We start from the raw sequence: 24,722 nt of genomic DNA on the forward strand, positions 1-24,722 counted from the left end.
CGGCTCAGAAGGCCGGCACCTGCACGCGGTCGAGCAGGCCGCGCCCGCCATCGACATGGATGATCTGCCCGGTCACGAAGCTCGCCCCGCTCGAGGCGAGATATTGCACCGTCTCGGCCAGTTCCGAGGGCGGCGCGATCCGGCCCAGCGGCGTGCCCTCGCAGATCGCCTCGCGCCAGTCGTCGTTCTCCTTCAGCGCGTCCTGCAGCGAGCGGCTCATCACCGAGGCGAAGCTCACCCCGTTCACCCGGATCCGCTGCGGCGCGAGCGCCACCGCGAGCGAACGGATCGCCTGATCCTGCGCCGCGCAGGCGATCGAATAGGCCATCAGTTCGGGCTGGGTGCGCGCCGAGGCCAGCGTCGAGACATTGATGATCGCGCCGATCTCGCCCTCGCTGCGGCCTTCGTCCTCGGCCTGCTTGATCATCCGCTTCGCGGTCATCTGCGAGACCCGCAGGGATGCTTTCATGTTCTTGTTGAGCATGTCGTCGAGGACCTCGCTCGAGGGATCGAGCGGATCGCAGGGCGCGAAGACCCGCGCGCAATTGACGAGGATGTCGATCCGGTCGAAGGCGTCGACCGTCGCGGAGAGCAGGTTCTTCACCGTCAGCTTCTCGCACAGGTCGCCCGCGAAATAGCGCGCGGGGCCTTCGGACTTGGCCTCTCCCCCCAGTTCGGCGAGCAGTTTTTCCTCGTCGATATCGGCGAACATCACCTGGGCGCCGCGATCGAGGAAATGGCGCGCGATCGCGAGCCCGATGCCGTGGGCCGCGCCGGTGATGATGGCGGTCTTGCCGGAAATGGAAAGCGACATTGCGGGTAGCTCCCGTGATTGAGTGGGCGCAAGTTAGGCGCGTTCAGCGCCGCTTGCGAGGGGCGCGGCCCTGTTTCGGAGCGGCTGTGGCGTGTTTGCCCGCCGCGATGGGCTTGGCCGCGCGAATGATGCGGAACCGGGTCGAGGGGCCGGAAGGGGGCGTGATCTCCTCGATCTCGGCGAAGGCCGCGGCCAGCGCATCCGAGTAGGGCAGATGCCGGTTCGCGACCATCCAGAGCGTTCCCGAGAGAGAGAGCATCGCGCGCGCCGCCGCGATGAAGGCAAGCCCGAGCGCGGGCTCCGCGCCGCGCGCCGCGCCGTGGAAAGGCGGGTTCATCACCACCGCGCCGTAGCGCTCGGCCGGCGAGAAGCGGGTCGCGTCTGCCCAGTGGAACCGAGCCCGCGGATCGGTGATGTTGCGCTGCGCGCAGTCGAGCGCCACCTTGTCGGCCTCGATCAGGTCGAGTTGCTCGACGCCCTTGCGCGCGAGGATCTGCGCCGAGAGCCAGCCCCACCCCGCCCCGAGATCGGCCACGCGTGCCGGCAGGGTTCCGGGCAGGCAGGCGGCGAGCAGCGCCGAGCCCTCGTCCACCCCGTCGGCGGAGAACACGCCGGGCCGGGTCACGAACCCCTCGGTGGGCTCGATATCGGCCGCGAGCCAGTCCGCCAGCGGGGCGGGATCGGCGGCGAACCAGGCGATCTTGCCATGCGCCTTCGCGATCGGCGCCGAAAGATCCACCCGGCCCCGCAGCTCCTTGAGCAGGGAATCGATCCCCTCCGCCTTCACCCCGTCGACATAGACCGGGCCGCCGGGCGCGACATGGGATGCCGCCGCCGCGATCAGCGCCCTGGCCTCGGCCTTGGCGCGCGGTGCGAAGACCACCGCCGCGGCGTAGGTTCCCTCGGGCTCCGTCGCCACGCGCAGGCCGCGCGCGGCCAGCGCATCGTGATCGGGTTTGAGCGGCTGCAGCGCGACGAGCCGCTCCAGCGTGAGGCCGCCCAGATCGAGCGCCCCCGCCGGAGCGAAGAGCGCGATGTCGCCTTCGGGCGGAAACGCGTCGGGCGCATCGAGCGCGAGCGAGAGACGGGGATGGCTCATGGTGGAACTCTGGGCAGACTTCTGGAACGAAACGAGCCCGCCAGATAGGCGGGCGGCGCGATATTTGCAAGAAAGCGCGGTGCGCTATTCCTTCTCCATGGTGCATTGCAGAGGGTGTTGATGGCGGCGCGCGAAATCCATCACCTGCGCGACCTTGGTCTCGGCGACCTCGAAGGAGAACACGCCGACGACGGCCAGCCCCTTCTTGTGAACGGTCAGCATGATCTCGAAGGCCTGCGCATGGTTCATGCCGAAGAACCGCTCGAGGATATGCACGACGAATTCCATCGGCGTGTAATCGTCATTGAGCAGCATGACCTTGTACATCGGCGGGCGCTGCGTCTTCGGCCGGGTCTTGGTCGCGACACCGGGGGCGCCTTCGCTGTCGTCCTGGTCATCATCGGACATCATGTGAAGAGGCTCGGTCACGGGTATTCCAGCTTCAGGATTCGTTGAGGGCTCTGGCGAAATATAGGCAGTTCGTGACATATGAAAAGCCTCTGGATTTCGCAAATGCAGCACGGGGCGAGGTAATGCGGCTCACGACGATCGGTTTCGATGCGGATGACACGCTCTGGCACAACGAGCGGTTCTTCCAGCTCACACAGGCGCGTTTCACCGAACTGATGGCGGAGCATGCCGGGCCCGACCACCTGTCCGACCGGCTGATCGCGGCCGAGACCCGCAATATCGCGCATTACGGATTCGGCGTGAAGGGTTTCACCCTGTCGATGATCGAGACCGCGATCGAGGTGAGCGAGGGGCGCGTGCCCGCCACGGTGCTCGCCGAGATCCTTTCGGCCGGACGCGAGATGCTCTCCCATCCGATCGAGCTGCTGCCCCATGCCCGCGAGGTGATCGAACAGCTCTCCGACCGCCACCGGATCGTGCTCGTGACCAAGGGCGACCTGATCGACCAAGAGCGCAAGCTCGCGCAATCGGGGCTGGGCGATCTCTTCGATGCGGTCGAGATCGTCTCCGACAAGCGGCCCGACACCTATATGGAGGTCTTCGCCCGCCATGGCAGCGGCCCCGAGGAAGGCCTGATGGCCGGCAATTCGCTCAAGTCCGACGTGATCCCGATGATCGAGGCCGGCGGATGGGGCGTGCATGTGCCGCACGAGCTGACCTGGGCCTTCGAACATGCCGAACCGCCGCGCGACCATCCGCGCTTCGCGGAGCTTCCCGATCTCGGCGGATTGCCGCACTTCATCGCGCGGATCGAAGGCTGAGAGCCCGCCATTTTCTCGCCACATTCAACTGCCGACATCAACGGAATGACCCCACCACCCAGACGACCCACAACATGTAGGGAGACTGGTTGAATATCGCTGAGAAAGCTCTTGAAAATAGGTGGTTTTCAGCCTGTGCGGGTCATGTTACGATATTTTTCAGGAACCCCGGAGCTCTTCATAAATCGAGCTCACGAAAAAGGGGCAATTGAGGCAGTGATAAATAGGTGAAACCGTGACCACGCTTGCGCGATGGGTCCGTCATGGGCTGTTAGTCGTCCTCCTGACCATTTTCGCACCGCTCGCGGCGCTCGCTGCGCCCTATGCGGCCCTCGTCATGGACATGCGAACCGGCGAGGTGCTCTACTCGAAGAACGCCGACACCCCGCTCCACCCCGCCTCGCTGACGAAGATGATGACGCTCTACATCACCTTCCAAGCCATCGAGCATGGGGAATTCAGCCTCGATTCCATCGTCACCGTCACCAAGCACGCCGCAAGCCAGCCGCCCTCGCGCCTCGGGCTGCGCCCGGGCCAGCGCATCGCGGTGCGCTACTTGATTCGCGCCGCCGCGATCAAATCGGCCAACGATGCGGCCGCGGCCCTCGGCGATTTCATCGGCGGCTCGGAAGCGGGCTTTGCCGAGCGGATGAACCGCACCGCGCGCCAGCTCGGCATGACCAACACCCATTTCGTGAACGCCAATGGCCTGACCCGCCGGGGCCACCTGTCCTCCGCGCATGACATGACCATCCTCGGCCGCCACCTGTTTTTCGATTTCCCGCAATATTACAACATCTTCTCGCGCCGCTCGGCCGATGCGAAGATCGCCAAGGTCTATTCGACCAACCGCCGCTTCCTGAACGCCTATGAGGGCGCGGACGGGATCAAGACCGGCTACACCTCGGCTTCGGGCTTCAACCTGACCGCCTCGGCCAAGCGCGGCTCGAAGCGGATCATCGCCACCGTCTTCGGCGGCACCTCGACCGCGCAGCGCAATGCCAAGATGGCCGACCTGCTCGATCTGGGCTTCAAGCGCGCCCCCGGGAAAGCCCCGATCCTGCGCCCGAAGATCCCGGCCTATATCGCGCCGCAGGGCAACGAACCGGCGCTGCTGGCGAAGAACCTCGCGCCCAAGGCGAGCCCGCGCCCCGATCTGCGCCCCGCGCCGCCCGCGGCTGACGGCGACGCGATCGCACTGGCGCTGGCCGAAGCCGTTCAGGGCGATCAGGTCGACGATGCCACGACGGACATCCCCGAAGACGTGGCCGAGAACACAGACGCTTCGGGTGCGGCGCAGGCCGATCCGCAAGAGAGCGTGATCGCCGATGCAGGCCCTGCGGGCATCGGGGCGACGATCACCGCGAGCCCGCGCCCGATGGCCTCGCCGCGCGCGGTGCAGGTCGCGGCCGCCCCCGCCAAGCCGGCCGAACCGGCGCAGGCAGGCGCGGGCGATGTCGCCGCCGCCATCGAGCCCAGCGACGTCCAGCTCGCCTCCTACGAGCCGGGCACCAATGGCAAGACCGGACCGCAATTCCTGCAAGACACCAAGCCGCAGCCCGAAACCCTCGAGCTCGCCAAGGCCCGCTCGCTCGATGTGACCAACGCGCTCAAATCCGCAGGCGACAAGAGCCAGACCGGTCAGCAAGATGCGGCGGCGACGGATTCGCAGGTGATCCTCGCGGCGCTGACGCCGCCCGCCCCGACCCCGCAGGCCAAACCCCGCGTCGTGGCCCGCGTCTCGAGCTCGGGCGGGCGCAACTGGGGTGTCAGCATCGGCCAGTACGGCTCGCGTTTCGCCGCCGAGCGCCACATGCTGACCACCGCGCTGATGGAGACCGACACGCTGGGAGAGGCACTGCGCAAGGTCGCGCGCCGCACGACCGGCTATGAGGCGAATTTCGTAGGAATGACCGAGGACATGGCGCAGCTCGCCTGCGCACGGCTTCAAGCCCGCGCCATGGACTGCAAGGTGATCGGACCGTAATCTTCCTCCGCGGGATCCGATCAGACAAGCCGCGCCTTTCGGGGCGCGGCTTTTCTCATTCCCTCCGAGGGCGGCATGGGCGGTGCGCGGTGGAGCCTCCGGCGGGGGTATTTCGCTCTAGGTGAAGAGATCGGATCGACGCGTCCCGGCGCCGGTAGCCTCGCGAGTGCGGCGCCGCTCTGCGGTCTCATTCCTGCTTCGGATGGTCGTCATATTCGGGCGAGAGGATCCGCTCGGCATCGCCTTTCGGATCGTCATATTGCCGGGTACGGATCGTCCACCAGAAGGCCGCGAGGCCGACCCCGCCAAGCAGCAGGGAAATCGGGATCGAATAGAGCAAGGCTTCCATGGCGGTCTCCTCAGCGCAGTCGAAGGGAATTGAGCGACACCGTGATCGAGGAGGCCGACATCGCGAGCGCGGCCATCAGCGGCGTCGCGAGCCCGACGAGAGCGAGCGGCACCGCGATCACGTTATAGACGATGGAGATGCCGAAATTCTCCTTGATCCGGCGACGCGCCTGCACCGCGATCGTCGCCGCCTCGGCCACCGGGGCGAGATCGCGCCCGAGAAGGACGATATCGGATGCGGTGCGCGCGGCATCGAGCGCCGAGGCCGGCGAGACCGACACATGCGCCGCGGCGAGCGCAGCGGTATCGTTAAGCCCGTCGCCCACCATCAGAACGCGACGGCCCTGAGCGGTCAGGTCGGCCACGAGCTGCGCTTTCTCCTGCGGCAGCACGCCCGCGCGCATGTGCCCGATATCGAGCCGCCCCGCGAGCTCCGCGACCGCCCCCTCGACATCGCCCGAGACGAGCCAGACCTGTTTGCCCTGCGCGCGCAGCCCCGCGACCGCCTCTTCGGCGCCCGGGCGCAGACTGTCGGCGAAGGTGATCGCAACCGGCGGCCGCGCCCCGATGCGCAGATGGGTGGCGGTGCTCGCCCCCTCCTCGGCCCCGATCCAGTTCGCGCGGCCAAGCCGCACGGTCTCGCCCTGCCACCGGCCCTCGATGCCGTAGCCGGGCACCTCGCGGAGATCCTCGAGTTGCGCGGCCTGCGCCCCCTGCCCTGCCGCCGCCTCGTGCAGCGCGCGGGCCAGCGGGTGGGAAGATCCCTCGGCCAGCGCCATCGCCACCGAGAGCGCCTCGGGATCGAGGTCATCGAGGTTTTGCGGATGCGGTGCGCCCATCGTCAGCGTGCCGGTCTTGTCGAAGACGACCGTGTCGATCTCGGCCATGCGTTCGAGCGCGGTCCCGTCCTTGATCAGGAGCCCCTTGCGAAACAGCTTGCCGCTCGCCGCGGTGACCACGGCGGGCACCGCGAGGCCGAGCGCACAGGGACAGGTGATGATGAGAACGGCCGCCGCGATGTTCACCGCGAGCCGGAAATCGCCCCCCGTCACCCAGGCCCAGGAGCAGAACGCCACGAAGGAGAGCACATGCACGATCGGCGCATAGAGCCGCGCGGCGCGTTCGGCCAGCGAGGTGTATTTCGTGCGCGCCGATTCCGCCGCCGCCACCAGATCGGCCATCCGGTGCAGCGAGCTGTCGCGCCCCGCGGCGGTGACCCGCAGCGTGAGCGGGCCGGTGAGGTTCACCTCGCCCGCGCTCATCACCATGCCGGGTGCCACCTGCACCGGCAGGCTCTCGCCCGTCAAGAGCGAGCGGTCGCTTTCGGAATGCCCCTCGAGGACCTCGCCATCGGCGGGGATCCGGCCGCCGGGGCGGACCCGGATCAGATCGCCGGGCGCCAGTTCGCCCACCGCAACGGCGACCTCCGCGCCATCGCGCAGAACGGTTGCGCGCGGCACTTCAAGCGCGGCCAGTTCCTCGGCCGCCGAGCGCGCCACGGCGCGGGTGCGATAGTCGAGATAGCGCCCCACCAGCAGGAAGAAGGTGAGCATCGTGGCGGCTTCGAAATAGGCATGCGCGCCCGAATGGACCGTTTCGAAAAGCGAGATCCCGAGCGCGAGCATGATCGCGAGCGAGATTGGCACGTCCATCCCCAGGCGCCGCCCGCGCAGCGCGGCGAGCGCGTTGGCGAAGAAGGGCTGGGCCGCGAAGACCGTGGTCGGGATCGCGATCGCCGCCGAGATCCAGTGGAAGAGATCGCGGGTGCTGTCCTGCGCCCCCGACCAGACCGCGATCGAGAGCATCATGATGTTCATCATCGCGAAGCCCGAAACCCCGATCCGCATCAGCAGGTCGCGGCCGCGCCTGTCGGCCTCGGTGGCCGAAAGCATCCCGGGATCGAGTTCATGCGCCTCGTAGCCGATCCGGTCCAGCGCGCCGATGAGACTGGCCGGTTCGACATCGCCCTCCGCATCGACCGAGGCGCGTTTGAGCGTGAGGTTCACCCGGGCCGATTTCACGCCCGGCTGCTTCATCAGCTCGCGCTCGACATCGGTGATGCAGACCGCGCAATGGGCCGTGGGCAGCGAGAGCATGATCCGCGCGCCCTTGATATCGCCCGATTTCGCCAATTGCTCGGCCGAAGGGGCCGCGATGCAGGCCGGGCAAGCCGAGGCGGAGACGTGCTCTTCCTCATAGGCGTTGCGAGGCGCAGGGCTGGCGGGCGAGACGGTCATCTCATCAGCCTTTCACGAACAGGTCGATCCGCTGCCGGAAATGGGTCCCGTCGGCGGCCTTGGCGTCGAGATGGACCAGCCACACCCCCGGCGAGAGATCGACCGGCGCCACGAAGATCCCGCCGACATTGTCGAAGACCGGCTTCATGTCCTCGCGCACATGGGTCGGACGGCCGACGAGCGCGTCGAAGGAGGCGACCCGGGCGGGCAGCCCTTGCTTGTCGCGGATCACGAAGCTCAGCTTGCCGCCCGAATATTCGGTCGAGACGTTCCAGCCGAGCGCGTCCTGCGCGGCCTTGTTGCGGTCGAATTCCTGCGAGGCGACGTAGGAGTTCTCCACCTCGAGGCCGGGGAATGTGCTGACCGCCTGCCAGGCCATGACCACATTGACCGCGATGATCACGCCGAAGGCGGCCACCGCGATCAGGAGAACCTTGCGTCCGGTAAGGGGCTTGCTCATCGCGCTCATTCCGTTCTTCCGTTGAAGACCGCCGTCTCCGAGACCCGGTCCTTGTTCGTCGCATCCTCGATCCAGATCGTCAGCTCCGTGCGCTCGGTGGAGGCGAGTTTCGACCCGGGTGCCGCCATAATATAGAGCCGCTGGGTCAAGGTGTCATCCGCGGGCACCGAGACGGTGTTGTCCTCGCTCCCCTCGAGCAGGAGGCTGAGCGCCGCTTGATCCTCGGGCGTCGGCGCCACGGCCGTCACCTTGAAGGTGGTGTCGGTGCCGTGCTTGTTGCGCAGGCGCAGCGTGTAGATGTTGCGGATCGCGCCCGAGGGTTCGACCACGAAGAGCGGATCGCGGTTCGGCGTGATGTTGAAATCGATCGGCGAGCGCATGAAGAGCGCCACCACCAGCCCGACCCCGATCCCGCCCCAGAGCGTGAAATAGAGGAGCGTGCGCGGGCGCAGGATGTGCTTCCAGACATTCACGACCGGATTGCCCGCGCGTTCGTTGGCCTCGTCCTTGAGGGCCATGTAGCCGATCAGGCCGCGGGGCTTGCCGATCTTGTCCATCATCTCGTTGCAGGCGTCGATGCACAGCCCGCAGGTGATGCATTCGAGCTGCTGCCCGTCGCGGATGTCGATGCCCATCGGACAGACGTTGAAACAGGCCATGCAGTCGATGCAATCGCCCTGCGTCGGATCGTGCTCGCCCTTCTTCAGCTTGCCGCGCGGCTCGCCGCGCCATTCGCGATAGGCGATGGTGATCGTGTCCTCGTCCATCATCGCGGCCTGGATGCGCGGCCAGGGGCAGGCATAGATGCAGATCTGCTCACGCGCGAAGCCGCCGAAACCGAAGGTCGTGGCGGTCATCACCGCGATCGTCATATAGGCGATCGGCGAGGCGGTTCCGGCGAAGAGCTCGCGCAGCAGCGTCGGCGCGTCGGTGAAGTAGAAGACCCAGGCCCCGCCCGTGGCGAGCCCCATCAGCAGCCACAGCGTCCATTTGGTGACGCGCTTGCGGATCTTCTCGGCGTTCCAGTCCTGGCGCAGCAGGCGGATCCGGGCGTTGCGATCACCCTCGACCCACCGCTCCACGAGAATGAAAAGATCGGTCCAGACCGTCTGCGGGCAGGCATAGCCGCACCAGACCCGGCCGAGCGCGGAGGTGAACAGGAACAGACCGAGCCCCGCCATGATCAGCAGGCCCGCGACGAAATAGAATTCCTGCGGCCAGATCTCGATCATGAAGAAGAAGAATCTGCGATTGGCGAGGTCGAGAAGCACTGCCTGATCGGGCAGCTCGGGCCCGCGATCCCAGCGGATCCAGGGCAGGATGTAGTAGAGGCCCAGCATCACCCCCATCAGGATCCATTTCAGCCGGCGGAAGTCCCCCTTCACGCGGCGCGGGAAGATGGGTTCGCGCGCGGAATAGAGGGGCGGCGGTTCTGGGGTCTCGGTGGAGCTCACGACTCTCTCCGTTCTGAATAGTCTGCGTCCGGGGCTCGTTCTGGTATGACATAGACGTGACGACTTTGACCTGCGTCAAAAAGACAGGTTGGCCATGCAGGAAATCGTTACATACCGGTTCTTTCTCGCTCCGTGGCCTGCTTGTGAAGCCAGGTCAGGAAATGGCGCAGCGCCGGCCGCTTCACGCCCGGTCGCGTGACCGTGTAATAGCCCTTTTCCACGCCTTCTTCAAATAGCAGGCGCAACCGGCCCGCGGCGATATCCTCCTCGACAGACACGCGCGCGGTCACGGCCACCCCCTGCCCGCGCCGCGCCGCCTCGATCAGCAGATTTCCGGGCAGGACGGTCACGCCCTGCGCGCGATCGCCGCCGATGCCCTGACGCGCGAACCAGTCGCTCGCTTCCGACGTGCCGAGCTCCTTCAGGAGCGGCAGGCCACGCAGACAGGCGGGGGTCTCGTAGCGCCCCGTTCCCACCAGAGCGGGCGCGGCGACGACCGCCAGGGGCGAGCGCACGAGAAGCCGCGACTCGAGCCCCGGCCAGTTGCCATTTCCGAAGCGCAGCGCAACCTCCACCCCGCCTGGCGCGAGCGCGACGACCGAGGCGGAGGGGTCGATGCTCAGGCCGATCTCGGGATGGGCCTCGCGAAAGGCGGGCAGCCGCGGCATGAGCCAGGATGCGGCGAAACCCGGCGTGGTCGAGATCTGCAGCGGGCGGGTATCGCCTTCGGTGCTGAGCGCGGCGATCGCCTGCGCGATCGTGCCGAACCCCTCTTGCAGCGCCTGCGCGAGCTGCCGCCCCTCCGGAGAAAGCTGCGGCCGCGCTCCGGAGCGGTCCACGAGGCTCAGATCGAGATGCGTCTCGAGTGCGCGCAGTTGCTGACTGATCGCCGCATGGGAGACGTTGAGCGCGCGTCCGGCGCCCGCGACGGAACCGCATTCGGCAAAGGCCGAGAAAGCGCGCAACGCGGTGAGCGGGGGGAGAGATCGCCAGTCCATGACCGTAACCTCTACTTACATATCCGAAAGTTTCCTGAGTCGCATATTTTCGCAGAGAGCGCATCATGACCAGAGTTCATGCACCGCACAGGAGATCCGCCATGAAAGCCAGAGTTACACCCGACCCGCTCTTTCCCGCCCGGATGAGCCTCGATCCGCCGCAAAGCAACTGGCCGCATCTGCCGCAACCGGAGGCCCCGCGCCGCCATGATCTGACGCACCGCCCCGGCTTCTGGGAACGCGTGCGGAGGATGCGGCAATGATCGGGATCTGGGCCCAAAGCTTCGCGGTCGCGACACGGATGGACCGGTCTCCCACCGCGCCCGTGGCCGGCTCGCATCGCCGCATTCGCGAAACGGGAAAGCTTGCTTTCGCAAAAGATGCATATCAGATAAAGGAAAAGTGAGCCTCACGGATGAGAGGCTCACTGATAAGGGCACCGGCACCCCAGGAAACGCGCGAACAGGACGGGGTGCCGGTGCGTTCCAAGGGACCGAAGCCCCTCAGAATTCGGTATTACTGACCACCGCCGAGGCCGTGAACATAGGCCGCGACCGCGCGGATATCGGCTTCCGACAGGCGCGTATTCCAGTTCGGCATCACGCCGAAACGGGCATTGGTCACGGTTTCGGTCAGCGTCGCGACATCGCCGCCATAGAGCCAGACGGCGTCGGTCAGGTTCGGAGCGCCCTGCATCTGGTCGCCCGTGCCGTCATCGCCGTGGCAGGCCGCGCAGTTGTCGGCGAACACGGTCGCGCCGGCATCCGCGAGCTGAGCGTCATGCTCCTGCCCCGAGATCTGGCGAACATATTGCACGACCTCGTCGATCTGCTGCGGCTCGAGGATGCCATCCTTGCCGAAGGCGGGCATCTGCGAGTACCGGGCCTCTTCGTCCGGGTCGGTCTCGTTGCGGATGCCGTGGGTCACGGTGAAGTGGATATCCTCCATCGTGCCGCCCCAGAGCCAGGCGCTGTCGAGCAGGTTGGGATAGCCGAGCTGCGAATTGCCGCCCGCGCCCGCCCCGTGGCATTGCGCGCACCAGGTCCGGAACACGGCCCCGCCCGCATTCTGGGTATAGTTCTTCAGCTCGGGATCGGCCGAGATCTCGTTGAGATCCACCGCCACGAGCTTCTCCTGGATCGGCTTGTTCATCGTGGCGAACTTGTCGATCTCGGTCTGCACGTTGGCGCGGGTCGAGGAATGGAGCACGCCCGGCGTCGCCCCGTCCTTGAAGATCGGCCAGGCGGGCATCGCGATAGAATAGCCGACGCCCCACACGACGCAGGCATAGAAGGTCCAGAGCCACCACTTGGGCAGCGGGTTGTTGTATTCCTCGATGCCGTCCCACGAATGCCCCGTGGTCTCGACCTCATGCTTTTGCTTGTTTGGTCTCTTGCTCATAATTCCACGCCTCCTTCGAACGTGGCGCCGTCATTCCTGAGGGGTCCGGCGCGAGCCGGACGCCTCGGAACTGGCGGGTTTGTCTTCATTCCGGAAGGGGATGGCGGACGTATCCTCGTAGGTCTTGCGTGCCCCGGGCCGGAAGACCCAGAGGAAGACCCCGATGAAGAACACGAACAGGAAGATCAGAAACCAGCTGTCCGCGAACTCTCTGAGGAGATGATAGTCCATCTTGCTTATCCCTTACCGGCTGGCCACGGGTTGGAAGGTCGAGAAATCGACCATGGTGCCGAGAACCTGGAGATAGGCGACCAGCGCGTCCATCTCGGAAATTCCCGGTCGACCGTCGAAGTTACGGACGTTGGTGGCGTTGGGATAACGCTCCAGAAGGCCGTCATAGTCGCTGTTCGGGTCGGCCTGAGCGGCAAAGTCCGCCTTGGCGTTCTCGATCATGTCGGACGTGTAGGGCACGCCCACCATCGCGTCGGTCTTCAGACGCTCGTCGATATGGTTCGCATCGACCATCCGGTTCAGCAGGAAGCCGTATTTCGGCATCACCGATTCCGGCACGACCGATTGCGGGTTGGTCAGGTGATCCACATGCCAGCCGTCCGAGTAGCGGCCGCCGACGCGGGCGAGGTCGGGCCCCGTCCGCTTCGAGCCCCACTGGAACGGGTGGTCATATTGCGACTCCGCAGCCAGCGAATAGTGGCCGTAGCGCTCCACCTCGTCGCGCATCGGGCGGATCATCTGCGAGTGGCAGACATAGCAGCCCTCGCGGATGTAGATGTCGCGCCCGGTGAGCTCGAGAGGCGTGTAGGGGCGCATGCCCTCCACCTCTTCGATGGTGTTTTCGAGATAGAAGAGCGGTGCGATCTCCACGATGCCGCCGACGGTGACGACGAGGAAGGCGAAGATCAGCAGGAGCGTGGCGTTCTTTTCGATGACGCCGTGCTTGTCGAGAAGTCCCATCTGTTCTCCTCCTTATTCAGCCGGCATCGCGGCAACCGAACGCGCTTCCACGCGCGGTTTGCGAGCGACCGTCATGTACAGGTTATAGGCCATGATGATGCCACCGGTGAGGTAGAGCACCCCGCCCAGAGCCCGCACCACGAACATCGGGTGCATCGCGGCCACGGTGTCGGCGAAGGCGTTCACGAGGAAGCCCTGGCTGTCCACTTCGCGCCACATCAGACCCTGCATGATCCCGGCGACCCACATCGAGGCGGCATAGAGCACGATCCCGATCGTCGAGAGCCAGAAGTGCCAGCTCACCAGTTTCAGCGAGTAGAGCCCTTCCCGCGCCCACAGGCGCGGCACCAGGAAGTAGAGCATCCCGAAGGTGATCATGCCGTTCCAGCCGAGCGCGCCCGAATGCACGTGACCGATCGTCCAGTCGGTGTAGTGCGACAGCGAGTTCACCGCCTTGATCGACATCATCGGGCCTTCGAAGGTCGACATGCCGTAGAAGCCGATCGACACCACCATCATGCGGATGATCGGGTCGGTGCGCAGCTTGTCCCAGGCGCCCGAGAGCGTCATCAGGCCGTTGATCATGCCACCCCAGGACGGCATCCACAGGATGATCGAGAACACCATGCCCAGCGTCGAGGCCCAGTCGGGCAGCGCGGTATAGTGCAGGTGGTGCGGACCGGCCCAGATGTAGAGGAAGATCAGCGCCCAGAAGTGAACGATCGACAGCTTGTAGCTGTAGACCGGGCGCTCGGCCTGCTTCGGCACGAAGTAATACATCATCCCGAGGAAGCCGGCGGTCAGGAAGAAGCCCACCGCATTATGGCCGTACCACCATTGCGTCATCGCGTCCTGCACGCCCGAGAAGAGCTGCACCGACTTGGACCCGAACACCGAGACCGGGATCGCCAGGTTGTTCACGACATGCAGCATCGCGATCGTGACGATGAAGGACAGGTAGAACCAGTTCGCGACATAGATGTGGGGTTCTTTGCGCTTGAAGATGGTCCCGAGGAAGGTCAGCAGATAGGCGACCCAGACGATGGTCAGCCAGATATCGACATACCATTCCGGCTCCGCATATTCCTTCGACTGCGTCGCGCCCAGGATGTAACCGGTCGCCGCGAGGACGATGAACAGGTTGTAGCCCCAGAACACGAACCAGCCCAGACCGCCGCCCCAGAGGCGCGCGGCCGAGGTGCGCTGCACGACATAGTAGCTCGACGCGATCAATGCGTTACCGCCAAAGGCGAAAATCACCGCCGAGGTATGCAGCGGGCGCAGCTTGCCGAAGTTCAGGTATCCCTGAGCCCATTCGAAATTCAGCGCCGGATAGGCGAGCTGAAACGCGATGACGACCGCGACCAGGAAGCCCACGACACCCCAGAAAACGGTGGCGATGACCCCGGCGCGAATAACACCGTCGAAATATTCATTTTCAGCAGCCGGCTGGCGGCTTCCCATGGTGCGAAGCACCCAGATGAACGCGAGCGCCGCGACCAGCATGACCTCGACGGCATTCACCTGATAGGCGAGATCGCGCGCGTAACCGGCCGCGATAGCGGCAAAAACCGCTACGAGACCAAGCGCGATCAGCTTGATGTAATCCCACATTTTGTGCGTCCCTTCGTCTTGTCTGCCCCTCGGCGGACCGTCTCGTAAAAGAGAATCCGCCACGAGTGTGACTGGATTCCTTTTGTTCCGACGGTATGCACGATGCCTTGATCTGCATCAAATACTCGCGATCCGGCTGTGCGCTTTCGTCGCAGTCTCGTGAGTTGTATATGTAACGCTTGATCCTAGTCAAAGTCATGCGGAACACGGCTCGCTAGTCTTTTTTCCGAAACGCATGATGCTTTCTGCAAGGACGGGACCAATGGCCTACAAAACGCTACTCACAATCATCACCGATGCGAAGGCGGCGGCAACGCAGCTTGACGCCGCGGTCGCGATCGCGCGTCGGCGCGATGCTCATCTCGACGTGCTCTGCCTCGGCGTGGACCGGACCCAGACCGGGTACTATTACGCGGGCGCCACCGCTTTCGTGCAGCAGGAAACGATGGATCGCGCGCAGGCAGACGCCCGCGCGGCCGAAGCCGCGGTGCGCGCAAAGCTTGACGCAGAGGACATCCGCTGGGGCGTCGACGCGGTCGTGTCGCAGATCGGTGCGATGCCGACGGTGGTCGGCCAGCGCGCACGTTTTGCCGATCTCGTGGTGATGGGCCGCCCCTATGGCGAAGGCCGGGGCCCGGAACTTGAGGCCTCGGTCGAGGCCGCACTCTTCGAGGGCCAGGTGCCCGTCGCGATCGTTCCCGACAAATATAACGGCGACATGCCGGCGCGCCGGGTCGTCCTTGCCTGGAACCAGTCGCATGAGGCCATGCGCGCGGTGCGAGCGACCCTGCCGATCCTCAAATCGGCCGATCTGGTAGATATCGTCGTCATCGACCCGCCGGCACACGGGCCCGAACGGTCCGATCCGGGCGGTCAACTCAGCCAGATGCTCGCGCGCCATGGGGTGCATACCGAGGTTTCGGTGCTCGCCAAGACGATGCCGCGCATCTCGGACGTCCTCAACCGCCATGTGCGCGATTCCAATGCCGATGCGATCGTGATGGGCGCTTACGGCCATTCGCGCTTCCGCGAGGCGATCCTGGGCGGCGCGACCCGCAACATGCTGGAACTTGCCGAAGTCCCGGTGATCATGGCGCACTGATCCGGCCTGCAGAACGGAAAACGGCGCTCGGAAGAGCGCCGTTTTTCTTTGCCGTCCGGGCGCCGAGGCGCCGCGAGAGCATCGTTGGTTTCAAATGATGAAGCCGCCGTCGCTGTCGTCGCCCGCCTCGAGCAGCAGCCGGTCCATGTCGGGAACCCGCACATGGCGCTTGCCCTGCAGCTCGATCACCCCGTCGCGCTTGAGCGCCGACATTTGCCGGCTCACGGTTTCGAGCGTCAGCCCGAGGTAATCGGCCATCGCCTCCCGGGTGAGCGGAAGATCGAAGGTCATGTCCCTTTCGGAGGCGCGCATCTGGATCGAGGCGTTGCGCCGCGCCACGATCGACAGCAGCGACGCGATCTTCTCGCGCGCGGTCTTGCGGCCCAGAAGCAGCATCCATTCGCGCGCGGCGTCGAGTTCGTCGAGCGTCATCTGCAACAACCGCTGGGCGATATGGGGCGTGTGCTCCATCATGTCCTCGAAGGGCTTGCGGCGGAAGCAGCACATCAGGATGTCGGTCGTCGCGATCACGTTATAGGCAGCGCGCGAACGCCCCGGGCGGCCCACGAAATCCGACGGCAGCAGCAGGCCCACCATCTGCGTGCGCCCGTCTTCGAGCGTTTGCGTGAGCGTTGCGATGCCGGAGACGACCGAGGCCACGAAATCCATCTGGTCTCCGGCCCAGATCACCGTCTGACCGGCTTCGAAACTCCGGTAATACTTGATCCTTTCAAGCTCTTCGAGCTCATCGGTCTCACAGCGGGCACAGACCGCACGGTGACGGATCGGGCAGTCTCCGCAATTCAGCGAGACGAGTTTTGCGTCATCGTGTGGCATGTGTGCTCTGGGCTTGATCTGGGTCAAATTCTGTCGCGCATTTTCGCGGATAAGATACGACCATGACACAAGAATCGCAACTGACCCGGCTCGGCCTTTTCGACGCACGGGTCCCCCGCTATACGAGTTACCCGACCGCGCCGCATTTTTCGGCCGAGGTCGGGCCCGCGAAATTCGAGGAATGGATCGAGGCCATTCCCGAAGGAAGCGCGATTTCGCTATATATGCATGTCCCTTTCTGCCGCAGGTTGTGCTGGTTTTGCGCCTGCCGCACCCAGGGCACGCAAAGCGAGGCGCCGGTACAGGCCTATGCCGAGACGCTGCTTCAGGAACTCGAATTGCTCCGGGCGCGGCTCCCTGCCCGCGTCAGCCTGTCGCGGCTCCACTGGGGCGGCGGCACGCCGACCCTGATGCCGGCGGATATGATTCGCCGCCTGGCGGACGCGATCTTCGACACCGTTCCGATGGGCGAGAATGCCGAATTCTCGGTCGAGATCGACCCGAACGAAATCGACGCCGAGCGTATGAACGCGCTCGCGGCCTCGGGGATGAACCGCGCCTCGATCGGCATTCAGGATTTCGACCCGATCATCCAGGGCGTGATCGGACGCAACCAGAGCTACGAGATCACCAAGGCCGCCGTCGACATGCTCCGCGAACGCGAGGTCGCGAGCCTGAATGCGGACATTCTCTACGGCCTGCCGCATCAGACGCCGACCAAGATCGCGGATTCCGTCCAGAAGCTGCTTTCGCTCGGCCCCGACCGGGTGGCCCTTTACGGCTACGCCCATGTGCCCTGGATGGCGCGGCGGCAGAACCTGATCCCCTCCGACCATCTGCCGACGCCGCAAGAGCGACTGAAGCTTTTCGAGGTCGCGCAGCAACTGTTCGAGGCGGATGGCTACGACGCGATCGGGATCGACCATTTCGCGCTGCCCACCGACGGGCTGTCGATCGCCCGGAAGACCGGCAAGCTGCGGCGCAACTTCCAGGGCTATACCGACGATCTCGCCGAGGTTCTGGTGGGGCTCGGAGCCTCGTCGATCTCGCGCTTCCCGCAGGGCTACGCGCAGAACGCCCCCGCCACCTCCGCCCATGTCGGCGCGATCCGCGAAGGGCATTTCTCAACCGCGCGCGGGCATGAATTCCGGGGCGAGGACAAGATGCGCGCCCGGCTCATCGAAGCGCTGATGTGCGATTTCCACGTCAGCCGGGCAGAGCTGATCCGCGATTTCGACGCCGATCCGGACGCCCTGGACGCGATGCTTCGTTCCTGTGCGGACCATTTCGGCGAGATGGTCGAATTGCGCGATGACGGGCTTTCCATCCCGGTCCAGGGGCGCCCGCTCACCCGCATGATCGCGCGTCATTTCGACGCCTATGATCTGTCGAAAGCGGGCCACAGTTCGGCGATCTGAACGGCAACGCGTCCCGGATCGGCACGGCGTCACTTCGCGGCGGCCGTGTCGATCTCGGGATGGCGCGCGCGCCAGGCCGTGACCGCCTCGCTCACCGACTGGAAGAAATTGTCGCGCCCGAGCCGCTCCAGGAAACCGCTGCGGTCGAGATCCCTCTGGGCATGCGCGGATTCGAGCCTTGCCATCGCGACCGAGATCCCCTTCCCGCGCAGATCCTCGACCAGATCGCCCAGCCGATCCGCTCCCGAAAGATCGACCGCCAGCACCCCGGCGCATTCCAGCACGACCAGTCGCGGGGCCGGTCCCTCGGCGATCCGCTCGCGGATCCGCGCGACGATCGATGCGACATTGGCGAAATTCACCGGCGAGGTGAGGCCGAGCACCAGAACCTCGGGCCAGTCCCGGGCGGTGCCCGGCGCACCTTCGGGACGGTGCCACCAGATGCTCGTTCCCGGCACGTTGCGCAGCTCGACCACATCCGACTGGAAGAGCGGCAGCGAGGCATAGACGAGCGACAGCAGGATCGCGAGCGGCAACCCGCTATTGAGCGGCAGCCCGATCACCAAGGCAAAGGTCGCAAGCGCGATCAGCCCCTCGGACGGGCTGCGCCGCATCAGGTCGCGCAGGCGCGCGGCACCAAGCAGGTGCAGCGCGATGAAGACGAGGATCCCGGCCAGAGCCGCGGCGGGCAGTCGCTCGATCAGCCCCGCCCCCGTCCAGATCAGCGCGAGCCCGACGAGGGCCGCAAATCCCCCCGCCAATTGCGAGCGCGCGCCCGCCTCGCGCAGAAGCTGGGTGCGCGGCGGGCTGCTGTTGACCCCGAACCCGCCGATCGCGGCCACCGCCAGATTGGCCAGCCCGATCGCCCCGAAAGCGTTGCGCCGCGCCGCGGGCTCGGTCTGCCCGCCCGTTTGCAGCACGATCGTGGTCTGGGAGAGGCAGAGGAACAGGACGCTCAGCGCGGTCGGCAGAAGCGTGACGGCGCGCTCCGCACTCAGGTCCGGGAAGGCAAGCCCGACACTCCCCGAGGCAGCCTGTACCCGCGGGAAAAGCGCACCTTGCGGGTCCATCACCGCCGCGACGCCCACCGCCCCGATCAGCGCCAGAAGCGCCGCGGGAAAGCGCTTGTTGGCCCGAGCGCCCAGCATCGCGAGCCCCGCCACGCCAAGTGCCATCGCGAGCGGCGCAAACCGGATCTCGGACAGGTCTCCCAGGACGAGCCGAAGGGTCTGCGTCGGGCTCCCGGCATGGGCGGGAAGGCCGAGCGCGGTCGGCAACCTGCCCACGAGAATATGCACCGCGATCCCCGCGAGCATCCCCGCCGCGACCGCCTTCGAGAGAAGTTCCGCCACCCATTCGAGCCGGAGCGCATAGATCGCAAGCATGCCCAGCCCCACCATGCCCGCCAGCAGAGCCGCATCGCCGGGCACCGCACCGCTGGCCGCGAGGGTCGCCGCAATCAGGGGGGCGATAGTGGAATCCGCCCCCACCGAAAGAGCCCGGTCCCGCGTCACGACCAGCATCACCAGCGCGGCCACGGCAAAGACGATCAGCCCCTGAGCCGCGGGCACCCCGGCAAGTTGCGCCGTCGCAAGCTGTTCGGGGATCGCGATCGCCATCAATGTCACGCCCGCGACGAGATCGCGGCGCGGATGCGCATCGCGCAGGCTCGGGAACAGGGGCGGGTTCGGCGTCATGTCGGGATCATAAACCGGCGCGGCCCGCCCGCAATAGGCGCCGCGAAAGGCCCCGATCCGGCCCGCGCCTCACCGCTTCCCGAGCAGGACGTCGCCGTACTCGTCGCGCAGCTTCGCCTTGACGACCTTGCCGGTGCTGCCCAGCGGAAGCGTCTCCACGAAGATCACCTTGTCGGGCACCTGCCAGCTCGGGACCTTCCCGGCATAGCTGGCGAGGATCTCGGCCCCGCTCATCTCCGAGCGGATCGCACGTTGGACCACGAGTACCGGCCGCTCGCCCCATTTGTCGTGTTTCGCGGCGATCGCGGCGGCATTGGCGACGCCGGGATGGGCGATCGCGATATTCTCGAGCTCCACCGTCGAAATCCATTCCCCACCCGACTTGATGATGTCCTTCGAGCGGTCGCGGATCACCATGTAGCCGTTCGGGTCGAGCGTCGCGATATCGCCGGTATCGAACCAGCCATCGACGGTGAGCGCGCTTTTTTCCTCCCCGAAATAGGTATCGACGATCCAGTGGCCGCGGATCTGCAGCTCGCCCTGCGTCCTCCCGTCGGCGCCCAGGACATGCCCCTCGGCATCGACGAGCCGCAGATCGACGCCGAATGGCGGCCGCCCCTGCCCCAGCCGCAATTCCTCCTGCGCCTCCACCCCGAGCGCCTGATGCTTCTGCAGGAGCTGGTTGACCGTGCCCAGCGGCGAGGTCTCGGTCATGCCCCAGGCATGAATCAGTTCGACCCCGTACTTGTCGCGGAACTCGGCGATCATCGAGGGCGGGAGTGCCGAGCCGCCAACCACCGTGCGCTTGAGGCTCTCGGCCTTCGAGCCCGTCGCCTCGAGCCCGGCCAGGAGCCCCATCCAGATCGTCGGCACGCCGAGCGCGATCGAGACCGCCTCGGCATCGATCAGCCGCGCGAGGCTCTCGCCATCGAGATTGGGCCCCGGCAGGACCAGTTTCGAGCCCACCATCGCCGCGATATAGGGCACGCCCCAGGCATTGACGTGGAACATCGGCACCACCGGCAGCACCGTGTCGACGGCCGAGAGCGCGAGCCCGTCGGGCTGGTTGCCACCCATCGAATGCAGCACGGTCGAGCGATGGGTATAGAGCACGCCCTTCGGCTGGCCGGTCGTGCCGGAGGTGTAGCACAGCGAGGAAGGCGCGGTTTCCTCGAGCTCGGGCCAGGCGTAATCCGCATCGCCCCCTTCGATCAGCTCGTCATAGAAGAGAAGCCCATCGAACTGTGCGGCCACTGCATCGTCACGCGGCCCCATCAGAACGAAATCGCGCACCGTCGCCAGCTTGTCGCGGATCGCGGCGACGAGCGGCAGGAAGGTCCGGTCGAAGAACAGCACCCGGTCCTTGGCGTCGTTGACGATATAGGCCAGTTGCTCGGGCGCGAGGCGCGGGTTGATCGTGTGGCAGACGAAGCCCGCGCCCGACACCCCGAAATAGATCTCCAGATGGCGGCGGTTGTTCCACGCGATCGTGGCGCAGCGATCTCCCCGCGTCACGCCCCGCATCTCGAGCGCCGAGGCGAGCGCGCGCGCATTGCTGACCACCGTGGCCCAGTCCGCGCGCTCGATCCCACCGGTGGTCTCGACCGAGACGATCTCGGCATCCCCGTGATGGCGCGCGGCGTGATCGGCCAGCGCACTGATCAAGAGCGGCATATGCATCATCGAAGTCATCGCATCCTCCCTGAAACGGACAGCGCATCCCTCCTCAAGGACACGTGCTCGGCGCGAAGAGTGATCGAGCGCCGCGCCGCTGAAAAGTGCGGATACCATGCCGCGCGGGATAACGGTGCGTCACAGGCGGCGCCTCGCGCATGTCCGACGCGCTTAACATCGCGACCCGCGCGCCCCCTTGGCCGCGCCGCGCCGGCTCGCTAAAGCTGGCAGCCCGAATGCATGAGGAGACACCCTTGGCCCAGACCGATTCCGCCCCCGTCCAAGCCCGTATCGCGCAGACCATCGCCCGCGACATCTCCGCCGCGCCCTCGCAGGTGAGCGCTGCGATCGGGCTGCTCGACGGCGGCGCGACGGTGCCCTTCGTCGCGCGCTACCGCAAGGAGGTGACGGGCGGGCTCGACGATACGCAATTGCGGCTGCTCTCGGATCGCCTTTCCTATCTGCGCGAACTCGAGGCGCGGCGCGAGACGATCGTCAACTCGATCCGCGAGCAGGGCAAGCTGACCGACGATCTGGCGCGGTCGATCGCGCAGGCCGAGAGCAAGGCGACGCTCGAGGACATCTACCTTCCCTTCAAGCCCAAGCGCCGCACCAAGGCGATGATCGCGCGCGAGAACGGGCTCGAGCCGCTGCTGCGCGCGATTCAGGAAGATCGCGCGAGCGCGCCCGAGACACTGGCCGAGGCCTATGTCACCGAAGCCGTGCCGAGCGTGAAGGACGCACTCAACGGCGCACGCGACATCCTGACCGAGGAACTGTCGGAAAACGCCGACCTGCTCGGGCGCCTGCGCGACTTCATGCGCACCGAGGCCTTCATCACCGCCCGCGTGGTGCCCGGCAAGGAAGAGGCCGGCGCGAAGTTCTCGGACTATTTCGACCATCGCGAGAAATGGGCCGATATCCCCGGCCACCGGGCGCTCGCGATCCTTCGGGCGGCGAAGGAAGAGGTGGTGACGATGGAGATCGCGCCCGATCCCGAGACCGGCGAGGTGCGCGCGATCGGGATCGTCGCCACCGTTCTCGACACCAGCGCGGGCCGTCCGGGCGATCTGTGGCTGCGCGACGTGGCCCGCTGGGCCTGGCGGGTGAAATTCTCGGTCTCGCTCTATGTCGATCTGCTGGGCGAATTGCGCCAGCGCGCGCATGACGAGGCGATCAAGGTCTTCGCGCGCAACCTCAAGGATCTGCTGCTGGCGGCTCCGGCCGGTCCGCGCGCGACGCTCGGGCTCGATCCCGGCATCCGTACCGGGGTGAAGGCCGCGGTGGTCGATGCGACGGGCAAGGTTCTCGAGACCGCGACGCTCTACCCGTTCCAGCCGAAGATGGATCTGCGCGGGGCGCAGGCGAAGATCGTCGAGATGGTCAAGCGCCACGGGATCGACCTGATCGCGATCGGCAACGGCACCGCGAGCCGCGAGACCGAGCGGATGGTCGCCGAAACGCTCAAGCTCTTGCCTCAGGGTGTGCGTGCGCCGACGAAAGTGGTGGTCTCGGAGGCCGGGGCATCGGTCTATTCCGCCTCGGAACTGGCCGCGCGCGAATTTCCCGATCTCGACGTGTCCTTGCGCGGGGCGGTCTCGATCGCGCGACGCCTGCAGGACCCGCTGGCCGAACTGGTGAAGATCGAGCCGCAAAGCATCGGCGTGGGCCAGTACCAGCATGACGTGGACCAGCGGCGGCTGTCGCAGGCTCTCGAGGCGGTGGTCGAGGATGCGGTGAACGCGGTGGGCGTGGATCTCAACACCGCCTCGGCCCCGCTTCTGGCGCAGGTGGCTGGGCTCGGCCCCGCGCTCGCGCAGGCCATCGTCGCCCATCGCGACGCGCATGGGGCCTTCCCGTCGCGCCGCGCGCTGATGGAGGTGGCGGGGCTCGGCCCGAAGGCCTTCGAGCAATGCGCGGGCTTCCTGCGCATCCGCGACGGAAAGGAACCGCTCGACGCCTCTTCCGTCCACCCCGAAGCCTATGAGCTCGCCCGCCGGATCGTGAAGAATTGCGGCCGCGACATCCGCGAGATCATGGGCCAGCCCTCGGTGCTGAAAGGACTGCGCGCGGAGGATTTCGTCACCGAGACTTTCGGCCTGCCGACCGTGCGCGACATCATCGCCGAACTCGAGAAACCCGGCCGCGACCCGCGTCCGAGCTTCAAGACCGCGCAGTTCACCGACGGGGTCGAGGACATCAAGGATCTCAAGCCCGGCATGAGCCTCGAAGGCACGGTGACCAACGTGGCCGCCTTCGGCGCCTTCGTGGATATCGGGGTGCATCAGGACGGGCTCGTCCATGTCAGCCAGCTCGCCGACCGCTTCGTCAAGGATCCGCATGAGGTGGTGAAGGCGGGCGACGTGGTGCGGGTGCGCGTGACCGAGGTCGATGTGGCGCGCAAGCGGATCGGCCTCACGATGCGCAAGCAATCCGGCCCCGAGGACCGCGCGCCGAAGGGCGGATCCGCGCCGCGCGGCAAGGGCAAGCCGAAAGCCCCGCAGCCCCCGCGCGCAGACGGGCCGGAGAATGGTGCGCTCGGGGCGGCGCTGCGCGCGGCGATGAAACCGCGCTGATCGTCACGGGCGTCCTGCGAGGCTTTGACTGTCCCCGGGCGCTGTGCTCTGATCGTCGCGGGCCCTCCGGCCCGAGAGACCAGGGAGAGCCCGTTTGCAGCCCGCCTATCGCACCGAAGTCCTGAGCAAGACCTATGGCGAGGGTCCGGCCGCGGTCCATGCACTGCGCGAGGTCACCCTCGAGATCCCGCGCGGCGAGGTCGTGGTGCTGCTCGGCCCGTCGGGCAGCGGAAAATCCACTTTTCTCAACATCCTGGGAGGGCTCGACCGGGCCAGCGCGGGCCGAGCCTGGTTCGGCGAGACCTGTCTGACCGACCTCTCCGACCGCGCCCTCACGCAATATCGCCGCAGCCATGTCGGCTTCGTCTTCCAGTTCTACAACCTGATGCCGAGCCTGACCGCGCGCGAGAATGTCGAGCTCGTCACCGAGATCGCCCGCGATCCGATGGATGCGGGCGAGGCTCTGGGGCTCGTCGGGCTCGAGGGGCGGCTCGATCACTTCCCCGCGCAGATGTCGGGCGGCGAGCAGCAACGCGTCGCGATCGCACGCGCGGTGGCCAAGCGGCCCGAGGTCCTTTTCTGCGACGAGCCGACCGGGGCGCTCGACAGCACGACCGGCCGGCGCGTCCTGCAGGTGCTCGATGATGTGAACCGCGAACTGGGTACGACCGTGCTGATCGTGACCCATGCCGCCGCGACCGCTGCGATGGCGCACCGCGTCCTGCATTTCACCGACGGCCAGCTGCGCGAGACGATCACGAACGAGACCCGCGCCGCTCCCGCCGATATCGAGTGGTGAGGC

The 24,722-nt window shown here is 66.3% G+C and carries 23 protein-coding genes; 8 read left to right on the forward strand and 15 right to left on the reverse strand.

Features of this window, described 5'->3' with window-relative positions; translation table 11 throughout:
- Window positions 1-4 precede the first annotated feature (4 nt).
- The 3 genes from DW2_RS16800 to clpS form a co-directional block, all read right to left on the reverse strand.
- A complete protein-coding gene (locus DW2_RS16800) occupies window positions 5-814 on the reverse strand; it encodes an SDR family NAD(P)-dependent oxidoreductase (protein WP_038148329.1) in 810 nt (269 codons plus the stop codon).
- Between the two features lie 43 nt (window positions 815-857).
- Window positions 858-1,913 carry a class I SAM-dependent methyltransferase gene (locus DW2_RS16805; RefSeq protein WP_038148330.1) on the reverse strand — a complete coding sequence of 352 codons (1,056 nt, stop codon included), beginning with the start codon at window positions 1,911-1,913 and terminating at the stop codon, window positions 858-860.
- Window positions 1,914-1,997: 84 nt separating this feature from the next.
- Window positions 1,998-2,324: an ATP-dependent Clp protease adapter ClpS gene (clpS, locus tag DW2_RS16810; protein WP_038148331.1), complete on the reverse strand. Its 327-nt coding sequence runs from the start codon at window positions 2,322-2,324 to the stop codon at window positions 1,998-2,000.
- Between the two features lie 122 nt (window positions 2,325-2,446).
- Here clpS and DW2_RS16815 point away from each other — a divergent pair, with 122 nt between their 5' ends.
- Both DW2_RS16815 and DW2_RS16820 read left to right on the forward strand, forming a co-directional pair.
- Window positions 2,447-3,145, forward strand: coding sequence for an HAD family hydrolase (locus tag DW2_RS16815; protein WP_038148333.1), 699 nt, complete (start codon window positions 2,447-2,449; stop codon window positions 3,143-3,145).
- A gap of 235 nt (window positions 3,146-3,380) precedes the next feature.
- A complete protein-coding gene (locus DW2_RS16820; protein ID WP_038148335.1) occupies window positions 3,381-5,132 on the forward strand; it encodes a serine hydrolase in 1,752 nt (583 codons plus the stop codon).
- Between the two features lie 187 nt (window positions 5,133-5,319).
- Here the strand turns inward: DW2_RS16820 and ccoS are convergent, their stop codons facing one another.
- The 5 genes from ccoS to DW2_RS16845 form a co-directional block, all read right to left on the reverse strand.
- A complete protein-coding gene (gene ccoS, locus DW2_RS16825) occupies window positions 5,320-5,481 on the reverse strand; it encodes a cbb3-type cytochrome oxidase assembly protein CcoS (protein WP_038148336.1) in 162 nt (53 codons plus the stop codon).
- A gap of 10 nt (window positions 5,482-5,491) precedes the next feature.
- Window positions 5,492-7,717, reverse strand: a complete 2,226-nt coding sequence (locus DW2_RS16830) for a heavy metal translocating P-type ATPase (protein WP_038148337.1) — start codon at window positions 7,715-7,717, stop codon at window positions 5,492-5,494.
- A gap of 4 nt (window positions 7,718-7,721) precedes the next feature.
- Window positions 7,722-8,177 (reverse strand): FixH family protein, encoded by a 456-nt coding sequence (locus DW2_RS16835; RefSeq protein ID WP_038148381.1) that lies wholly within the window; start codon window positions 8,175-8,177, stop codon window positions 7,722-7,724.
- A 5-nt stretch (window positions 8,178-8,182) separates the two neighbouring features.
- Window positions 8,183-9,631, reverse strand: a complete 1,449-nt coding sequence (ccoG, locus tag DW2_RS16840; RefSeq protein ID WP_038148338.1) for a cytochrome c oxidase accessory protein CcoG — start codon at window positions 9,629-9,631, stop codon at window positions 8,183-8,185.
- A gap of 107 nt (window positions 9,632-9,738) precedes the next feature.
- On the reverse strand, window positions 9,739-10,629 hold the full coding sequence (locus DW2_RS16845) for a LysR family transcriptional regulator (protein ID WP_038148340.1): 891 nt from the start codon (window positions 10,627-10,629) through the stop codon (window positions 9,739-9,741).
- Between the two features lie 101 nt (window positions 10,630-10,730).
- On the opposite strand from DW2_RS16845, the gene DW2_RS19875 reads away from it, so the two are divergent.
- Window positions 10,731-10,892 carry a hypothetical protein gene (locus DW2_RS19875; RefSeq protein ID WP_156103010.1) on the forward strand — a complete coding sequence of 54 codons (162 nt, stop codon included), beginning with the start codon at window positions 10,731-10,733 and terminating at the stop codon, window positions 10,890-10,892.
- Complete coding sequence (locus tag DW2_RS19880; RefSeq protein ID WP_156103011.1) at window positions 10,889-11,035, forward strand: hypothetical protein; 147 nt, start codon at window positions 10,889-10,891, stop codon at window positions 11,033-11,035. Before DW2_RS19875 ends, DW2_RS19880 begins: the two co-directional genes overlap by 4 nt.
- Before the next feature lie 110 nt (window positions 11,036-11,145).
- On the opposite strand, the gene ccoP is transcribed toward DW2_RS19880, so the two are convergent.
- From ccoP to ccoN, 4 genes are read right to left on the reverse strand one after another with little or no spacing between them, the layout of a single operon-like run.
- Window positions 11,146-12,030, reverse strand: coding sequence for a cytochrome-c oxidase, cbb3-type subunit III (gene ccoP / locus DW2_RS16850; protein ID WP_038148341.1), 885 nt, complete (start codon window positions 12,028-12,030; stop codon window positions 11,146-11,148).
- 30 nt (window positions 12,031-12,060) lie between these two features.
- Window positions 12,061-12,261 (reverse strand): CcoQ/FixQ family Cbb3-type cytochrome c oxidase assembly chaperone, encoded by a 201-nt coding sequence (locus DW2_RS16855; protein WP_038148342.1) that lies wholly within the window; start codon window positions 12,259-12,261, stop codon window positions 12,061-12,063.
- A 12-nt stretch (window positions 12,262-12,273) separates the two neighbouring features.
- Window positions 12,274-13,002 carry a cytochrome-c oxidase, cbb3-type subunit II gene (ccoO, locus tag DW2_RS16860; protein WP_038148343.1) on the reverse strand — a complete coding sequence of 243 codons (729 nt, stop codon included), beginning with the start codon at window positions 13,000-13,002 and terminating at the stop codon, window positions 12,274-12,276.
- A gap of 12 nt (window positions 13,003-13,014) precedes the next feature.
- Window positions 13,015-14,616, reverse strand: a complete 1,602-nt coding sequence (gene ccoN / locus DW2_RS16865) for a cytochrome-c oxidase, cbb3-type subunit I (RefSeq protein WP_038148344.1) — start codon at window positions 14,614-14,616, stop codon at window positions 13,015-13,017.
- 262 nt (window positions 14,617-14,878) lie between these two features.
- Here ccoN and DW2_RS16870 point away from each other — a divergent pair, with 262 nt between their 5' ends.
- A complete protein-coding gene (locus DW2_RS16870; RefSeq protein WP_038148345.1) occupies window positions 14,879-15,718 on the forward strand; it encodes a universal stress protein in 840 nt (279 codons plus the stop codon).
- Between the two features lie 90 nt (window positions 15,719-15,808).
- On the opposite strand, the gene fnrL is transcribed toward DW2_RS16870, so the two are convergent.
- Entirely contained in the window at window positions 15,809-16,555 is a 747-nt protein-coding gene (gene fnrL / locus DW2_RS16875) for a transcriptional regulator FnrL (protein WP_038148346.1), read from the reverse strand.
- Window positions 16,556-16,617: 62 nt separating this feature from the next.
- Here fnrL and hemN point away from each other — a divergent pair, with 62 nt between their 5' ends.
- On the forward strand, window positions 16,618-17,973 hold the full coding sequence (hemN, locus tag DW2_RS16880) for an oxygen-independent coproporphyrinogen III oxidase (RefSeq protein ID WP_038148347.1): 1,356 nt from the start codon (window positions 16,618-16,620) through the stop codon (window positions 17,971-17,973).
- A 29-nt stretch (window positions 17,974-18,002) separates the two neighbouring features.
- On the opposite strand, the gene DW2_RS16885 is transcribed toward hemN, so the two are convergent.
- Window positions 18,003-19,670, reverse strand: a complete 1,668-nt coding sequence (locus tag DW2_RS16885) for a SulP family inorganic anion transporter (protein ID WP_038148348.1) — start codon at window positions 19,668-19,670, stop codon at window positions 18,003-18,005.
- Window positions 19,671-19,739: 69 nt separating this feature from the next.
- Complete coding sequence (locus tag DW2_RS16890) at window positions 19,740-21,362, reverse strand: long-chain fatty acid--CoA ligase (RefSeq protein WP_038148349.1); 1,623 nt, start codon at window positions 21,360-21,362, stop codon at window positions 19,740-19,742.
- Between the two features lie 236 nt (window positions 21,363-21,598).
- Between DW2_RS16890 and DW2_RS16895 the strand changes: the two genes are divergently transcribed.
- Window positions 21,599-23,920, forward strand: a complete 2,322-nt coding sequence (locus tag DW2_RS16895) for a Tex family protein (RefSeq protein ID WP_038148351.1) — start codon at window positions 21,599-21,601, stop codon at window positions 23,918-23,920.
- Between the two features lie 94 nt (window positions 23,921-24,014).
- Complete coding sequence (locus DW2_RS16900; protein ID WP_038148352.1) at window positions 24,015-24,719, forward strand: ABC transporter ATP-binding protein; 705 nt, start codon at window positions 24,015-24,017, stop codon at window positions 24,717-24,719.
- The last annotated feature ends 3 nt before the right edge of the window (window positions 24,720-24,722 follow it).

Source organism: Thioclava atlantica, assembly GCF_000737065.1.
In the GTDB taxonomy this organism is placed as follows: Bacteria; Pseudomonadota; Alphaproteobacteria; order Rhodobacterales; family Rhodobacteraceae; genus Thioclava; species Thioclava atlantica.

Excerpts from the sequence above, each read along its gene's own strand:
- DW2_RS16845 (WP_038148340.1), bottom strand. The coding sequence starts at position 10,629 with ATGGACTGGCGATCTCTCCCCCCGCTCACCGCGTTGCGCGCTTTCTCG.
- DW2_RS16870 (WP_038148345.1), top strand. The coding sequence starts at position 14,879 with ATGGCCTACAAAACGCTACTCACAATCATCACCGATGCGAAGGCGGCG.
- ccoN (WP_038148344.1), bottom strand. The coding sequence starts at position 14,616 with ATGTGGGATTACATCAAGCTGATCGCGCTTGGTCTCGTAGCGGTTTTT.
- DW2_RS16815 (WP_038148333.1), top strand. The coding sequence starts at position 2,447 with ATGCGGCTCACGACGATCGGTTTCGATGCGGATGACACGCTCTGGCAC.
- fnrL (WP_038148346.1), bottom strand. The coding sequence starts at position 16,555 with ATGCCACACGATGACGCAAAACTCGTCTCGCTGAATTGCGGAGACTGC.
- DW2_RS16800 (WP_038148329.1), bottom strand. The coding sequence starts at position 814 with ATGTCGCTTTCCATTTCCGGCAAGACCGCCATCATCACCGGCGCGGCC.
- DW2_RS16805 (WP_038148330.1), bottom strand. The coding sequence starts at position 1,913 with ATGAGCCATCCCCGTCTCTCGCTCGCGCTCGATGCGCCCGACGCGTTT.
- DW2_RS16855 (WP_038148342.1), bottom strand. The coding sequence starts at position 12,261 with ATGGACTATCATCTCCTCAGAGAGTTCGCGGACAGCTGGTTTCTGATC.
- ccoP (WP_038148341.1), bottom strand. The coding sequence starts at position 12,030 with ATGAGCAAGAGACCAAACAAGCAAAAGCATGAGGTCGAGACCACGGGG.
- clpS (WP_038148331.1), bottom strand. The coding sequence starts at position 2,324 with ATGATGTCCGATGATGACCAGGACGACAGCGAAGGCGCCCCCGGTGTC.
- ccoS (WP_038148336.1), bottom strand. The coding sequence starts at position 5,481 with ATGGAAGCCTTGCTCTATTCGATCCCGATTTCCCTGCTGCTTGGCGGG.
- ccoO (WP_038148343.1), bottom strand. The coding sequence starts at position 13,002 with ATGGGACTTCTCGACAAGCACGGCGTCATCGAAAAGAACGCCACGCTC.
- DW2_RS16835 (WP_038148381.1), bottom strand. The coding sequence starts at position 8,177 with ATGAGCAAGCCCCTTACCGGACGCAAGGTTCTCCTGATCGCGGTGGCC.
- DW2_RS19875 (WP_156103010.1), top strand. The coding sequence starts at position 10,731 with ATGAAAGCCAGAGTTACACCCGACCCGCTCTTTCCCGCCCGGATGAGC.
- DW2_RS16885 (WP_038148348.1), bottom strand. The coding sequence starts at position 19,670 with ATGACGCCGAACCCGCCCCTGTTCCCGAGCCTGCGCGATGCGCATCCG.
- DW2_RS16890 (WP_038148349.1), bottom strand. The coding sequence starts at position 21,362 with ATGACTTCGATGATGCATATGCCGCTCTTGATCAGTGCGCTGGCCGAT.
- DW2_RS19880 (WP_156103011.1), top strand. The coding sequence starts at position 10,889 with ATGATCGGGATCTGGGCCCAAAGCTTCGCGGTCGCGACACGGATGGAC.
- hemN (WP_038148347.1), top strand. The coding sequence starts at position 16,618 with ATGACACAAGAATCGCAACTGACCCGGCTCGGCCTTTTCGACGCACGG.
- DW2_RS16830 (WP_038148337.1), bottom strand. The coding sequence starts at position 7,717 with ATGACCGTCTCGCCCGCCAGCCCTGCGCCTCGCAACGCCTATGAGGAA.